This is a genomic window from Micromonospora sp. DT15 (assembly GCF_049841475.1).
Lineage (GTDB): Bacteria > Actinomycetota > Actinomycetes > Mycobacteriales > Micromonosporaceae > Micromonospora.
The window spans coordinates 177530-190621 of the sequence record NZ_JBNCKJ010000012.1 but is presented as its reverse complement, the minus strand read 5'-3'; the positions used below and the strand labels follow the sequence as shown (position 1 = coordinate 190621).

Annotated in this window: 12 protein-coding genes; 7 read left to right on the top strand and 5 right to left on the bottom strand. The window is 67.7% G+C overall.

Annotation, left to right across the window (positions count from 1 at the left end; all coding sequences use genetic code 11):
- Positions 1–73 precede the first annotated feature (73 nt).
- The gene (locus ACLQ3F_RS25400) at positions 74–1870 is read left to right on the top strand and encodes a helicase-associated domain-containing protein (protein ID WP_425851833.1); all 1797 of its coding nucleotides are present in this window, start codon (positions 74–76) and stop codon (positions 1868–1870) included.
- Positions 1871–1886: 16 nt separating this feature from the next.
- Positions 1887–2417 carry a DUF6933 domain-containing protein gene (locus ACLQ3F_RS25395; RefSeq protein WP_425851831.1) on the top strand — a complete coding sequence of 177 codons (531 nt, stop codon included), beginning with the start codon at positions 1887–1889 and terminating at the stop codon, positions 2415–2417.
- Here the strand turns inward: ACLQ3F_RS25395 and ACLQ3F_RS25390 are convergent.
- Positions 2379–3947, bottom strand: a complete 1569-nt coding sequence (locus ACLQ3F_RS25390) for a CBS domain-containing protein (protein ID WP_425851829.1) — start codon at positions 3945–3947, stop codon at positions 2379–2381. The genes ACLQ3F_RS25395 and ACLQ3F_RS25390 overlap by 39 nt on opposite strands.
- Positions 3948–4989: 1042 nt before the next feature.
- On the opposite strand from ACLQ3F_RS25390, the gene ACLQ3F_RS25385 reads away from it, so the two are divergent.
- From ACLQ3F_RS25385 to ACLQ3F_RS25365, 5 genes are all read left to right on the top strand, one after another.
- Positions 4990–5565 (top strand): NADAR family protein, encoded by a 576-nt coding sequence (locus ACLQ3F_RS25385; protein WP_425851827.1) that lies wholly within the window; start codon positions 4990–4992, stop codon positions 5563–5565.
- Positions 5558–6334, top strand: coding sequence for a hypothetical protein (locus tag ACLQ3F_RS25380; protein ID WP_425851826.1), 777 nt, complete (start codon positions 5558–5560; stop codon positions 6332–6334). Before ACLQ3F_RS25385 ends, ACLQ3F_RS25380 begins: the two co-directional genes overlap by 8 nt.
- Before the next feature lie 440 nt (positions 6335–6774).
- Positions 6775–7185, top strand: a complete 411-nt coding sequence (locus tag ACLQ3F_RS25375) for a hypothetical protein (protein WP_425851825.1) — start codon at positions 6775–6777, stop codon at positions 7183–7185.
- A 27-nt stretch (positions 7186–7212) separates the two neighbouring features.
- Positions 7213–7611 carry a hypothetical protein gene (locus ACLQ3F_RS25370; RefSeq protein WP_425851823.1) on the top strand — a complete coding sequence of 133 codons (399 nt, stop codon included), beginning with the start codon at positions 7213–7215 and terminating at the stop codon, positions 7609–7611.
- Positions 7602–8276, top strand: a complete 675-nt coding sequence (locus ACLQ3F_RS25365) for a hypothetical protein (RefSeq protein WP_425851821.1) — start codon at positions 7602–7604, stop codon at positions 8274–8276. Before ACLQ3F_RS25370 ends, ACLQ3F_RS25365 begins: the two co-directional genes overlap by 10 nt.
- A 61-nt stretch (positions 8277–8337) precedes the next feature.
- Here the strand turns inward: ACLQ3F_RS25365 and ACLQ3F_RS25360 are convergent, their stop codons facing one another.
- From ACLQ3F_RS25360 to ACLQ3F_RS25345, 4 genes are read right to left on the bottom strand one after another with little or no spacing between them, the layout of a single operon-like run.
- Complete coding sequence (locus tag ACLQ3F_RS25360; protein ID WP_425851819.1) at positions 8338–9348, bottom strand: Gfo/Idh/MocA family protein; 1011 nt, start codon at positions 9346–9348, stop codon at positions 8338–8340.
- The gene (locus ACLQ3F_RS25355; RefSeq protein WP_425851817.1) at positions 9345–10616 is read right to left on the bottom strand and encodes an aspartate aminotransferase family protein; all 1272 of its coding nucleotides are present in this window, start codon (positions 10614–10616) and stop codon (positions 9345–9347) included. The genes ACLQ3F_RS25360 and ACLQ3F_RS25355 overlap by 4 nt, the downstream gene beginning before the upstream one ends.
- On the bottom strand, positions 10613–12328 hold the full coding sequence (locus ACLQ3F_RS25350; RefSeq protein WP_425851815.1) for a formylglycine-generating enzyme family protein: 1716 nt from the start codon (positions 12326–12328) through the stop codon (positions 10613–10615). The genes ACLQ3F_RS25355 and ACLQ3F_RS25350 overlap by 4 nt, the downstream gene beginning before the upstream one ends.
- Complete coding sequence (locus ACLQ3F_RS25345) at positions 12307–13071, bottom strand: alpha/beta hydrolase family protein (RefSeq protein ID WP_425851813.1); 765 nt, start codon at positions 13069–13071, stop codon at positions 12307–12309. The genes ACLQ3F_RS25350 and ACLQ3F_RS25345 overlap by 22 nt, the downstream gene beginning before the upstream one ends.
- Between the last annotated feature and the right edge of the window lie 21 nt (positions 13072–13092).

The following is a 13092-nucleotide window of genomic DNA, read 5'->3' as shown; positions in this document are numbered from 1 at the left end:
GCGGGTCGCGTCACGCGGAGACGGTTTCGTGGGGTTGGATTTAGGGCGTCGCCGTGTGTCTGGGAGCGCCGCAGTGAATCCGTATGATCAGCTTGCTGGCCTTGACCTTCCGACCCTTCAGGTGCTGGAGGCGGCTCTGGCGTTGGGTGGCCTGGTCACCGAGGTGGAGGTGTCGGCGTTGGTCGGTGCCGACGCGACGCCGTACCTGCAGCGTGCCGCCGATGCAGGGCTTATCTCGCGGCTCCGGGGCCGGCTCACGGTAAACGGCGTACTGCGGGAGGTCTTCGCCCGTCCGCTGGGTGTCGGCCCGGCCGCTGGTCAGCTCGCCGCCGTGTTGAGCGTCGATGATCTGAAGGTCGTGGCACGCAACCTGGGACTGCCCACGAAGGGTCGCAAGGCGGACTTGCTGGAGGCGGTGGCGGAGTTCTTCCTCGACATGGACAACGTGCACGCTCTGGTCAAGCGGATGCCAGCCGCGACGCGGACGGTGTTGGAGGAGGCTGACCGCGACGGTGGACGGATCCGTCGCCATGGCGGAAGCGGCATCGCACATCGGAGTCGGTACACGAGCCGCTATCGGCAGGTGCATCCGCTGGACTGGGCCGAGGAGCACGGGCTGCTCTACCGGGTGACCTGGGAGGACTATCAGCTGGCGGGTCAGGTTGCGCTCGTTGTGCGAGGAGCGAACTACCGGGCGCCGTTCCAGCCGCAGGAACCACCGGTCACCTGGCGTACGCCGAATCCCCCGGCAGTGCGCCGCGACGCCCAGGCCCAGGGCATCGCCGTGGTCGGGCTGCTGTCGGCGCTGCTGGACGGGGCTGGACGTGAGCCGCTAGTCACGGTCAAGGCCGGCGGCGTGGGCGTGCGCGAGCTGACCCGGACGGCGACGACGCTGGGAGTGACGGTTCCGACCGTGCGGCTGCTGCTAGCGGTCGCCCAGGAGGCCAGGCTGGCCGACCTCGACGATCGCGTGGTCCCGACGGCCGCGTACGACCGCTGGCTCAAGCTCGGTCTGGACCGGCGGCTCGCGGTGATGCTGAAGGCGTGGCGCGAGCTGGAATATCTGCCGTCGTCGCAGACTGGGCCGTGGGTTCCGGAGCACCGCCAAAGCTGGTCTGCGCAAGCCCGGATCGCCGCACTGCGGGCGTTGGGCGACCGGGCGACGACGAACCTCGAGCAGGCCGCCCAGTGGATGTGGTGGCAGCAGCCGCTGACCTTCGGCGGCACCACGACCGTACGCGGCGTGCTGGACGAGGCCGCAACCCTGGGGATCCTCGGCGCGGGCGCTGTCAGCCCTGCCGGGCATGCGCTGCTGGCCGACACGGACATCGCCGAGGCAGTCGGCGACCTGGGTGAGGTCGCCCGCACCGCCCGGCTGCAGGCCGACCTGACCGCGGTCGTGGCGGGAACACCGAGCCCGGATCTAGCTGAGCTCCTCGGTGCGACCGCCGTCGTCGAGTCCCGCGGCACGGCCACGACCTGGCGCTTCAGCCCCGCGGCGGTACGCGGCGCGTACGACGCAGGCTGGACCGAGCAGCGCTTGTCCAAGGCCCTGACGAAGATCGCCGAAGGCGGGCTGCCGCAACCACTGGTCTACCTGCTGGCCGACGTCGCCCGCCAACACGGGTCGGTACGGGTCGCGCCCTTGGCAAGCACCCTGGTCAGCGATGACACCGCGCTGCTAGCGCAGATCTGCGCCGACAAGCGGCTGGACAAGCTCAACCTGCGTCTGCTCGCCCCGACCGTGCTGGCCAGCCAAGCCACCACGGCTGACACGATGGCCGCCCTGCGCAAAGCCGGCTACGCGCCACGCCAGCAGAACGCCGACGGCCGCGACGTCATCGAGAAGGCCCGCCGCCACCGCGCCTGACGGGCTGGAGAGCACCATGCTGATCGTACGCGCGACCAAGAAACTCCTCGATCACACCCACCCGCCTCGGGCTGTCGAAGGAGACCACGACACGACCCTGCTGGGCCCGTGGTACGCCACCGCGCTGTTCTGGCGGCCCCGGCTGGCGCTGCTGGTCAACGAGCGAACCCTGCTACCGGTCCTGCTGCCCCTGGCACCAGCGCGCAGCCTTCCCGCCCGCGTCCCCGACGAGATCGCGACGGTCCTCGACGCCCACCAGGTGCCCAGGGCCTTCATCGCCGACGAGCTACGGCACATGCAGGACTGCCGATTCGCCACGACGGCCAACCGCAGCGTCGTCGGGATCATGAACGAATTCACCAAGCTCGCCGAGATCTACACCGACGATTCCGCTCACCCCAACCTCGTCACACTCTCGCTGCGGCTGGCCACGACGCCCTGCAGCCCCCTGTACGCCACGAACGTCAGCCCCGACCGCGAACTGGCAGCACTGGTGGGCGCTGCCGGATCAGGGAAGGGGGTCGACGGCGTGCAACATAGCGAGTAGACCGTCGATCGCCCCCCACTCGTTCGGGATGGGGTCCGGCGAGAAATGCATCATCTTGTTACGGATGCCGGCGACATCCTTGACCTGCTGAACGAACTGGGCGTGGTCGAGCGGCCAGTCGAGGAGCAGGAAGTGCTTCTCGTCCTTGAAGACGTGGACGTAGGCTCCGAAGGTCAAGCTGTCAGCGTCCTTGTGTCTCTTGTTCGTGGCGGTCTCGATGATGTCCGGGGCGATCCTGGACTTCACCCTACGGTGCAGTCGGCGCTCACATTCCTCGATCATCGTGAAGGGCCTGGCGATCTCGCCAAACCGGTTGGTCAGGTCGGCAGCTGTCACGATCCCCGCGATCGTCTTGCCGTCTCTCGACCGGATGAAGACGAAGCCACGGCTGGAGATCTCGTCGATGCGTGGCAACACCAGCTCGTCGTAGGCGGCGTCTGGCACGGTCTGCTTCGCCTGATCGACCGTCGGCACTGCCTGATGTGCCATCTGCGCCTTTGCGATCGACTCCCAGCTGATGGCCCCCTGGAACGTGCCGTCATCGTCGATCACTGCGAGTTGCGAGTAGTTGTACCGCAGCATCAGTGTCCGGGCCAACACGATCGAATCCGTGGGGCGCACCGATACCACTGCGGTGTCCGTCCGCAGCAGGTTACCGAACCGCAGGGTGAACGGCTTGTCCGGGACGAGTTCGTCGTCGGCAGGCTCGTCAGAATCGGTTTGAGCACTGTCCTCATCGTCGATCAGCTTTTCGGCTGCAGTCTCGTCTGTGGAGTCGTCGGCCTCGGCGCCAGACTTGAAGACGCGGATGCTGCTGCCGATCCAGCCCTCAGTGAAGGGCGGAACCGTGGTGAGACCGTTCTCGCTGAGATCGCGTTGGATGACAGCTACAGCGGAGCTTGTCCGTCGCCCGGCGTCCCACTGTCGAAGGAGCTCCCGGATGGTTAACTCCAGGCCGTCTTCAGCTGCGACGGCGCGGGCGATGAAGTCGTCCGGGGTCACCCACTCGTTGCTGGACATCTCCTCAGCGGTCGGACCGGGGTCGACGCCAGTCTCGGCGAGTGCAGCGATCCGTCTCGCGGCTCCGTTACGCCGAAGCTGACAGATGGTCAGCAGTGACCCCAGGCTGTAGAGCAGATCCTGCCCGATGGCCGATCGCGGCAGCGCCCGTTGAATCCAGATGACCGGGCGCACGTGGCGCCGATCCGCTGCGGCATCCCGGCGGTAACGGTATCCGCCGGCGATCCGGCCGATGGCGACGTGGTCCGGCACGGTCTTCAGTGGCAGCACTACGTAATCGTCGACCTCCATGACCTGGATGAGACGCCACAGCTGCCCAGTCCAGTTCGCCACCACGGTTCGCGAGCGGTTCGGGTATGCAGCGCGAACAACCGCGTGTAGTTCTCTGCGCGTCGCCACCTGGCTGAGGTCGCCCACCTCCGGCCAGCCGGCAATGACGAGGGACTGTTCAAGGGCGTCCGCCTCGCGCTCGCCCTCGCGTCCTGCCCGAACCATCCACGCCGTCGTCATCGGCCCCCCAGATATCGCGCGAGACGTAAGGGAGATACTCGTCTTTCTGCCCGGCAGGGGACAACGCGTTCCGCACCGCCACAGTCACACCGGCAGGACCATGCGGGCAGTGGCGTCGAGCCAGCGGCACCAGGACAGCCTACGCAGCCTTTCAGAGGGCCAAGCGGTCTTCAACCCTCTGACGAGACTGTCCCGAATTTGATGGACTCGATGTTCCCGGGGCGGTTCACTCGGCCTAGATCGGCGGTCCTCGCCGGAACGCTGGGGTGAGCGCGGCTTTTCGGCTGTGGCAGGGCCACCTCGTTGCCCGCCGCTCGACGCCGTCAGCGCGTGCGGATCGCCGTCGCCTCGCTGGTCGGGACCGTCTCTGCAGGTCCGCTGCCGTCGCACGCTTCCCACGCCGCCGGTACCGTCATCAGATCATGCAAGAACCTCGTGCGCCCGGCGGCCTTCCTCGAACTGTCAAGGCGATCGACACCAGCGGCCTCATCCGATTGGACGCCGAAGCGATCGCTATCGGTTCAACCGCAACCACGGAGCCGGCTGGCTGACCGAGTACGCCGCTCCGCACGCCACGCACTACCTGCGCCCCGTGCTCGTGCACCGTGCCGCCCATCGACCCGAGCACTCTCCGCACTGGCGGTGCACGCTCCTGCTGACAATGCGCGACGGTCAAGAGGTCTTCTCCCTGCTGGATACCTGGCCACCCTCCTTTGACGAAATACCCGACACCCTGAGCCCGGCCACCAAAGACGCGATCGCCCACCGGCTGGAACGTGGGCAACTCTTGGCCTCAGCACAGTGGGCCGACCTCAACATCTAATGGCCGCACGGGGCGACCGCCGCGCGGAGGTCGCTGCGAGGTTCCAGCCAGTGGCGCGCCGTCATTGTCCGGAGCGGCTACTCGCCGGCCAACCGGCGAGCTGCTGGCTGGTCTCCGCCCCGAGTGCCGCCGCCGCTCGGGGCGCCGACGGCGACGTGGCCGCTATCGCGGCGGTAATGGCGATGCGGTGGAGCCTGCTGGTGCCGCACACTCGCTCGCATGGTCACGTCAGCGAGCAGCGTCGCCGAGTTGAGCGGCGCGGTGCGTGCGGGTGCCCGGGTGAAGTTCCTGTTCTTCTGGGGCCACCAGCCGCAGCGCGACGGCAGCATCGGGGCCGGATGCTTGAGCCAGTGGTGGCCGGCGCCGTTCACCCTCAACGGCCAGCGCTTCGCCACCACCGAGCATCACATGATGTGGCGCAAGGCCACCCTGTTCGGCGATCACGCGACGGCCACCAAGATTCTCACGGTGCCGCACCCGCACGCGGCAAAGACCCTCGGCCGGCAGGTCACCGACTTCGACCAGCAGACATGGGAGCAGCACCGCTACGACATCGTGGTGGCCGGCAACACGGCGAAGTTCGACCAGCATCCGACGCTGCGTACCTACCTGCTCGGCACCGGCAAGCGAGTGCTCGTGGAGGCCAGCCCACTCGACCGAGTGTGGGGCATCGGCCTGGCCGCCGACCACCCACACGCCACCGACCCCGCACGCTGGCGCGGGCTGAACCTGCTCGGCTTCGCCCTCATGCACACCCGCACGATCCTGCGGGAACAGGAACCGACCGGTGGGTAAGCCGCCGGAACTGGTTGCCGCCGAGTACGCGCTGTGCAGCGTCGATGTCGAGCGGATGCCCTGGTACGCGGCGGACTGGCTCGCCGACGGACACGACGGGCCGGCCCTGCGTGAACTGGCCGGACTCGACGGCACCGACACCCGACTGATCGGCGAACTCCTGCCCGACGCCCTCAGCGAGGTGGGCGTGCGTGTTCCGTCCGCTGCGCAAGCGGCGGACACCTGGCTGGCCACGCTGGCGCAACGGCTGATCAACGGCGAGGTCGACGAACGAACCGTCAGCGAGCACGCCTCGGCCTTCGTCTCACGGCACCTGGATCTCGACGAGATCTGGCACAGCCCATTCACCGACCTGCACGTGCTGGTCGACGAGTGGGATCAGGACTGGGGGCGCGGCAATCAGGAACTGGCGACGACGGTTCGTCAGCTATGCCGTGATCACATTTGCCGCGTGCCGGCTTCGCCGGGGATTGACCTCACGAGCCTCGCCCACGGCAGCGCAGAGCAGCAAACGGGCGGGCTTCGCCGGCTGCTCAACGCGTGGGACGTCATCGGCGTCCACGACCCGCGGGCCAACGTCGACGAATACGACTGCCTGATCGCACCGCTGCTGGCGAGACTGACCAAAGGTGCCGGCGCGGGCGATCTCAGCGAGTACCTGTCGGCTGAGATCCGTGGCCACTTCGGGATGACCGTCAGCGACACGGAGACCCGGGCCTTCGCGCGACGTCTACTGACCTGGTGGGGCACCGAGCAGAGGGCCCAGTGAACGCTGCGGATAGCACCCAAGGTGGGCCGCTGCGAGAGCCGGACTGATCCGAGCGTTGCGGGAAGTCCTACATCACCGCTCCGGTGGTCTCGTCATGGGTCAACGCTTCCTCTGAACCACTCGACGCCGCGAGTCAACCGAACCCGGGGCAGTCTCAGCCGATACCGCGGTCATCATCGTGAGTTCGTGGGCCCGTGCTGGCGGAACCGGGACTGAAGGGCTGTCTCGCCTGCCTCCCTCCGTGGGCGAGCGTTCCGCGCATGTCGAGGAACAGCAGTGGACGCGAGCCTCCCTCGTGGCGCTATACGCGGCGGCTGCCGATCCACCCATCAGTCTCTGCGTGGCGCGATGATCGGCGACCACAGCCGCCCGTTCTGCGGTGCGTGGTGCGACGTCGGCGCCGCTACGCTCAGCGGCTTCGGAGGCCCGAAGGAGGACGTGTGACCCCCACGAACCACCAAAAGCACCAGGCCGGCCGTCACCTCGCGGTCGCACACGCCATGCTACGCGGCTACTCTGCCGAGATCGTGGGCCCGCACCGGTACGTCGAGGTCAACGGCCTGTCCGCAGTCGTCATGCTCGCCGGTATGGGCGCCTGGCAGATCGCTGACGTCACTGACTTCATCGGCTCCGGCCAGGAGCGCTACATCCTCGTCGGTATCACCGACGCAACGACCGCCCTCTACCTCGTGCCCGGTGACGAACTCCGCAGGGGCGTACGAGAGCGACATGAGTCCTTCCTCGAACGCGTCGGTGGTATCCGTCCGCGCAATCCGCAGAGCCGACACGCAGCAATCGAGCCAGCCCACGTCGCGCAGTGGCGCGACCATTGGTCGCTGTTCGAGCACTGATCACCGCATCCGCCAGAGGGGCGAAGTATGACCGAGGACGAGTACGCCGAGCTGCTGCAATACACCCGCGATGCGGTGATCGAATCGCGGCGCGGTGACCTGGACCAACTCCTGGTCGGATCGGCCCGCTGGGCCGACACGCCAACCGCTCGACGGCAGCTGATGAGCTACCTGCACGGGCTGCGCGGCGAGATGCGCCTCGGCAGCGACCGCACAGCACGTCGCATCATGGAGCGCCTCGCTCACGTCCGCACCGAGTCCGGCGGCCCAGTGGAGGGCATCGTCCTCGACCTGACGCCCGCCGACCAACTCGCCTACGGCACGGCGACGATCGACCTGGTGGGTTCACCAGATCTCGACGCCGCCGTCCAGGAACTCGACGAGCTGATTGCGCTGCTGAACGAAGGCGAGGAGCAATGGGACTGACGGTTGACGACATCAAGAAGCGCATCGACGCGGTCATGGCCCGCTACCGGCATGCCTCCGTCACATCCGCGGGCGGTCTCACACTCAGCATGACTCCCGGCAAGCTCTACGAAGCGTGGGTCCTCAGCGTGATCCTGGAGAACCTACGGACCCACGAGCGATACGAGGTCATCCTCGTCGGCTCAGACAAAATGCGACTTCGCTCATCAGGCGGACCCATCGATCGTTCGTTCGCGCACTTTGAGCTGCGTAAACGGAGCCAGTTGCTGTTGGAGGTCTGGACCGACATCGAGATTCTGACATTGAGCCACCGCCTCCGCCGAGGTGAGTTGCCCCCGCAGCGGGGCGACTGCCATGAACTCGACATCGTGATCCTCCCGGCTGGCGTCAAGGCGGGCTACCCTCCCCACGACCTTGTCCGGATGGCCGTGGAGTGCAAGAACACTGCATTCCAGAAGCACATGATGCGTGCGGCACTCGGAGTCCGGCGCGAACTCAGCTACCTGACGACACCCAGGCCGACGTCGTTCTCCATCTGGCCGCGTAGGGACGTCGCGGCCGACCCGGCCTCCGTGCTCGCTGTTTACTCGACGGACCCGACCGTCGCCGAGTATGACGAGGCAGGGCAGGTGTTCGGGGTCGACTTCATCCACGAGCCGATGTAGTGCGCAGCTTGTGAGACCATCCCCATCTTCGCTGGAACCTCACCCGTCCGGATGAAAGGAGTCAGCTGAGTGCGCCCGGCAGGCGGTACGGCAGGCCACCCTGAGCGGCTGATGCATAGGCGGCTGTGATCGCATGTGCGACAACGAGTGCGGGTCGCGCCAGCTCTGCTTCCGTAGCAGGCGAGGCCACCTGGCGGAGTACATCATCGGCGAGGGCGGGTAGCCAGTCGTCGTGGGCGTGGCGACTCCGTGGCGTCTCGGCCAGTCGCCAGGTTCGCCGCCCGGTGGGGCTGTCCTCGACGAGGGTGTCGTCGTTCAGGACGACCGTGCCGTGTGTGCCGGTGAGGCTGTAGGTGTTCCTCCGGTGCGGGGCTCGCCATGAGAGCAGGATGTGGGCTTCGATCTTTCCGCTCATGTCGAGCACCAACTCGACGTGATCTTCTACCCCCACGGTGCTGTATCCCATCGTGCAGCCGACCATGTGGACATGCATCCCGGTCAGCCATTCGGCAAGGTATACGCAGTGCGGGCCGTGATCGACAAGGACACCTCCCCCGGAGACTGCGGGGTTGCGGCGCCACGACGGGTTCCAGTCCGGAGATCCGCTTGCCGACGTGGGGCGTTCGATTCTCATGTCGAGGCGCTGCAGGGGTCCGATTCGTTCGGGAGCGCCGAGTTCGCGGAGACGCTGTAGCAGCGGCGAGTGCACGTAGTTGTGTCCGGGGTAGATGATCCTGTTACGTTGCCGGGCAAGCGCGATCAACTTCGCTCCGTTGCCGGGGTCGAGGAAAGTGGGCTTCTCACAGAACACGTGGGCGTCGCGCATGAGCGCCTGCTCGGTGTAGGCCTCGTGGCTGGTCGGCGGCGTGCAAATCAGCACCAGTTCGATATCCACGTCGATGTCGTCGAGAGTGGCTGCCACGGCGGCGTGCGGGAATCGGGCTCGCGCGGCGTCGCGCCGGGTTGGCGTGGGGTCGAGGATGGCTACGATCCGGGTCTGAGGGATGGTGTCGTAGCACCGGGCGTGGGCTTCGCCTGCCCGCCCGTATCCGATGACACCAACGTTGATCATGTCGGGGCCTTGTAGCGCTGTAGCACTGACACGAGGGTGTCCACGGCTGCGGTGAGTTCGGTCTCGTCGGCGGTTAGCGGCGGGTAGAGCCGTAGGGTGTGCCCTCCGGTCATGACCAATACTCCGGCGGCTACGAGCTGTTGGAACACCTCGCGCAGCTGCTCCTTGCCGGTGACGTTCAAGCCGATTCCGATGGCCATGCCGACGCCGTGGACGCTGCTGACCAAGGCCAGCCCGGCGAGGTCCTGGCGCAGCCGGGTGAGCGTCCGAGCCCCCACCTCGCCCGCTCTGTCTGCCAGCTGCTGCCTGTGTACGGTCTGGGCCACGACGGCGACGGCACGGCATGCGAGCGGAAAGCCGCCGTAGCTGGAGGAGCTGGCGCTGGGGGCTCCGAATGGGCCGCGCTGCATGAGGTTCGTCGGGGCGCAGATGGCGGAGACGGGGTAACCGTTGCCGAGGCCCTTGCCGAGTACGACGACGTCGGGGAGTACGTCTGGTTGGTCGCTGGCGAGGATGGTGCCCGTGCGGCCCATGCCGGTCATGGACTCGTCGGCGATGAGCAGTGCGCCATGTTCGTCGGCGAGGCGGCGCAGGGCACGGAGGTAGCCCGTCGGCGGTACCACGTTGCCTGCGCGGCCTTGGACGGGTTCGACCAGGATCGCTGCGATTGATCCGGTGGATTGCTCACGCAGGATGTCGCGGGCGAGGTCGACGCAGGCGAACTCGCAGGCTGGCGAGGTCAGGCGCAGGGGGCAGCGTGAGCAGTTCGCGTATGGGGCGCTGATGCTCCCGGGTGCGGTGGGTCCGAGGCCCGTGCGTGCCCCGCTGGTGTGCGCGAGGCTGCCCAGTGTGCGGCCGTGGAAGGACTGCCAGAAGGAGAGGATCTCGAAGCGGCCGGTCGCGGACTTCGCCAGCCGGATGGCCGATTCGACGGCCTCGCTGCCGCTGCTGTACAGCTGTATGCGGTCAAGGTGAGCCGGCAGCAGGTGCCGCAGCAGGCGCGTCATCTCCAGGCGGGCGTCGCTGGCGTGCGCTCCGATCATCCAGCTGCCCATCTGTCGGGTCAGGGCTTCGACATACGCCGGATGCGAGTGGCCGAGGAGGTTGACGCCGGCGGCGCCCATGAGGTCGGCGATCCTGCGCCCGCTGGTGTCGGTGAGGTGCATGCCTGCCGCTTCGGTGACGGCGAGACCTGCCCACCGGACCGCCTCGGAGATGCCCGGTCCGAGGACGGTCAGCTCCTCATCCCAATGCGCCTGGCCGCTCACGACGTCGTCTCCCTGGCGTTGGTGGACGCCACCCGGAACCCGCCCGCGGGGTGGCGATCGGTGGCGAGCATGCGGTTGCGGGTGAACGAGTTCGCGCACTCGGTGGCGTAGTAGAAGGCTCCGCCGCGGATGACGTATCGCTCCCCCGGTCGGGTGCTGGCCATCTCGCGTCCGTCGTCGTGGCGATAGGGATAGCCGAATGTCGGTTGGTGTCCGCTGTGCCCCCAGAGGCTGCGGGTCCATTCCCAGACGTTGCCGATCAGATCCTGGCAGCCGGCCTCGTTGTCGCCGTCCGGGGAGAACCGGCCGGGGGCGACGACCGCGCCGATGCCGGTGGCGCGGATGTTGGCCCGACGTGGATCGGGTACGTCTCCCCAGGGGTGTCGCCCGCCTCGGTCGTTGCCTGCGGATGCCTCCCACTGCGCTTCGCTGGGCAGGACGATGCGCTGTTCCGGAGCCAGCGCCCTGGTGTGATGCAGGTGGCGGGTCAGCCAGGCGCAGTAGCGCAACGCGTCGAGCCAGGACACCATGACCACGGGAAGGTCGTCCCGCCACAGCGAGTCGTCGGCCTGCCAGTGGTCGGGGCAGGGGCCGCCCTCGGCTGCGAGGAAGGCAAGATATTGGCGGTTGGTCACTACGGTGCGGGCCAGCCGGTACGGCTGTAGGCGAACTGTGTGTCGTGGGCGGCAGTCGTCCTGTCCGTCCGGTGCGTCGACGCCGAGGATCACCTCGCCGCCGGTGCACGGCAGCAGGTCGGGTACCGCCGGTTCCTTCAGCGCTGCTTCGTGGACCTCGCGTGGGATGACGCCGTCGGCCAGCAACTGACGCAGCGACGGCTGCCGGTCCTGCCGTGACATCGTGTCCGCATAGCTGCGGACGGCCTCGGCGCGGTCGCTGGCTGCCAGCCGCAGGAGGCTGGCGCGCGCGAACGGGGTAGATGCGGCCAGCGCGGCGAGTTCGGTGACCGCGTCGAGGCGGGAACCCGGGTCGGGCGATGTGAGATCCTCGCGGACGTAGTCGGGCAGTTGCTCGCTGACGTACCGGGACGTGATCGCAGCCTGGCTCGCGCCGACGGCGAGGTGAGGGCTCCCGCCTGCGGCGACGACGCGTTGCCGGGCGAGGTCCAACAGTTGCGGCACAGCCTGCTGGGTTCCCGAGGCTGCGAGGTCGCCGAGGACCGCAGCGAGGCCATCGTGGCAGGTGCTCTCGGGCCTCGTATCCGCGGCGGATGGCGATGCGAGCACGAAGGCACCCGCAAACGCGGGGGCGACGGCACCCACCGTGTCGCGAGCGGAGACGAGGTCTGCGCAGACGATGACCGGCTTTCCCGCTTCTGGAAGAACGACCGCCGACAGCTCATCGATCCGAAGCATGCTGTTGGGGCGTCCCGGAACGGAGCCGGGCAGCGCCAACGCGGTGATATCGCCGTCGCGACGGGTGAACGTGACAGCGTGGCCCGCCAGGCAGACCAGCAGCACATCCTGCCCGCCGAGAGCCTTCCTGGCATCGTCGATGGCGCGGCGGGCGGCGGCAGGGTTGCCGAGTCGCCGGTCGGCAACCACGATGATCTTGCTGTCGAAGTGGTGGTCGAGCTGCCAGCGCAGCTCGGCCTGCATCTCGCCGTGCGCCGCCCAGCCGATCGTCGGCAGGTGCCGGTAGGTGGTCGGCGCGAGAAATAGTGCGCCGATAGTTACAGGTATTCGCGGAGCCATGTCACCGTCTCGCGGTACACGATGTCCCGTTCCTGCGGTTCTTCGAGGCAGTGATCGCCGTCGGGCACCCCGACTACCTTGTGCGGTCCTGAGACCAGGTCGGCCGCGCGTACGCTCTGCCCGAATGGCACCTCGCCGTCGGCTTCTCCGTGAACCAAGAGCACCGGCGTGGACAAGCCGCGCAGCGGTGAGCTGACGTCCTGCACGTCCTGCAGCTCGTCGAGGAACGCCACGCCGATCTGCTCGCCGTCGAGATCCACATAACCGTCGCGCCGTGCCGCGCTGAGGTTGTCCTCGCTCACGTAGGACTCGAACGCGCCGTCGAGCAGCCAGATAGCCGGCCACAGCAGCACGACCGCCCGGTATGCCGGGTCGAAGCCAGCTAGGCCGACGGTGGCGCCGAAGCTCTCCCCTATCAGCGCCCAGGCAGTCGGCTGATACCTGCCATCGACGAAGCTGCGGACCGCTCGCAGGTCCTCGACCTGCCGGGCGATGGTCATATCCCGGTAGCTGCCGGTGCTTTCTCCGCAACCACGAAAGTCGAAGCGCACGGAAGCGATCCCGGCAGCGCCGAGATGCGCGGCAAGGTCGACGTAGAGGTCGGCCGGCCCGTCCTTCTGCCCACCCGGTCCGCCGTGCAGCATCATGACCATGCGTTGCGGCGACCCGGTGGTCGGTGTCGCGACGACGGCAGCGAGCTCGTCATTGCCCACACCGATCCGGTGACGTGTCTGCTGGATCATGAGAACCTGCTCCTCATCTCT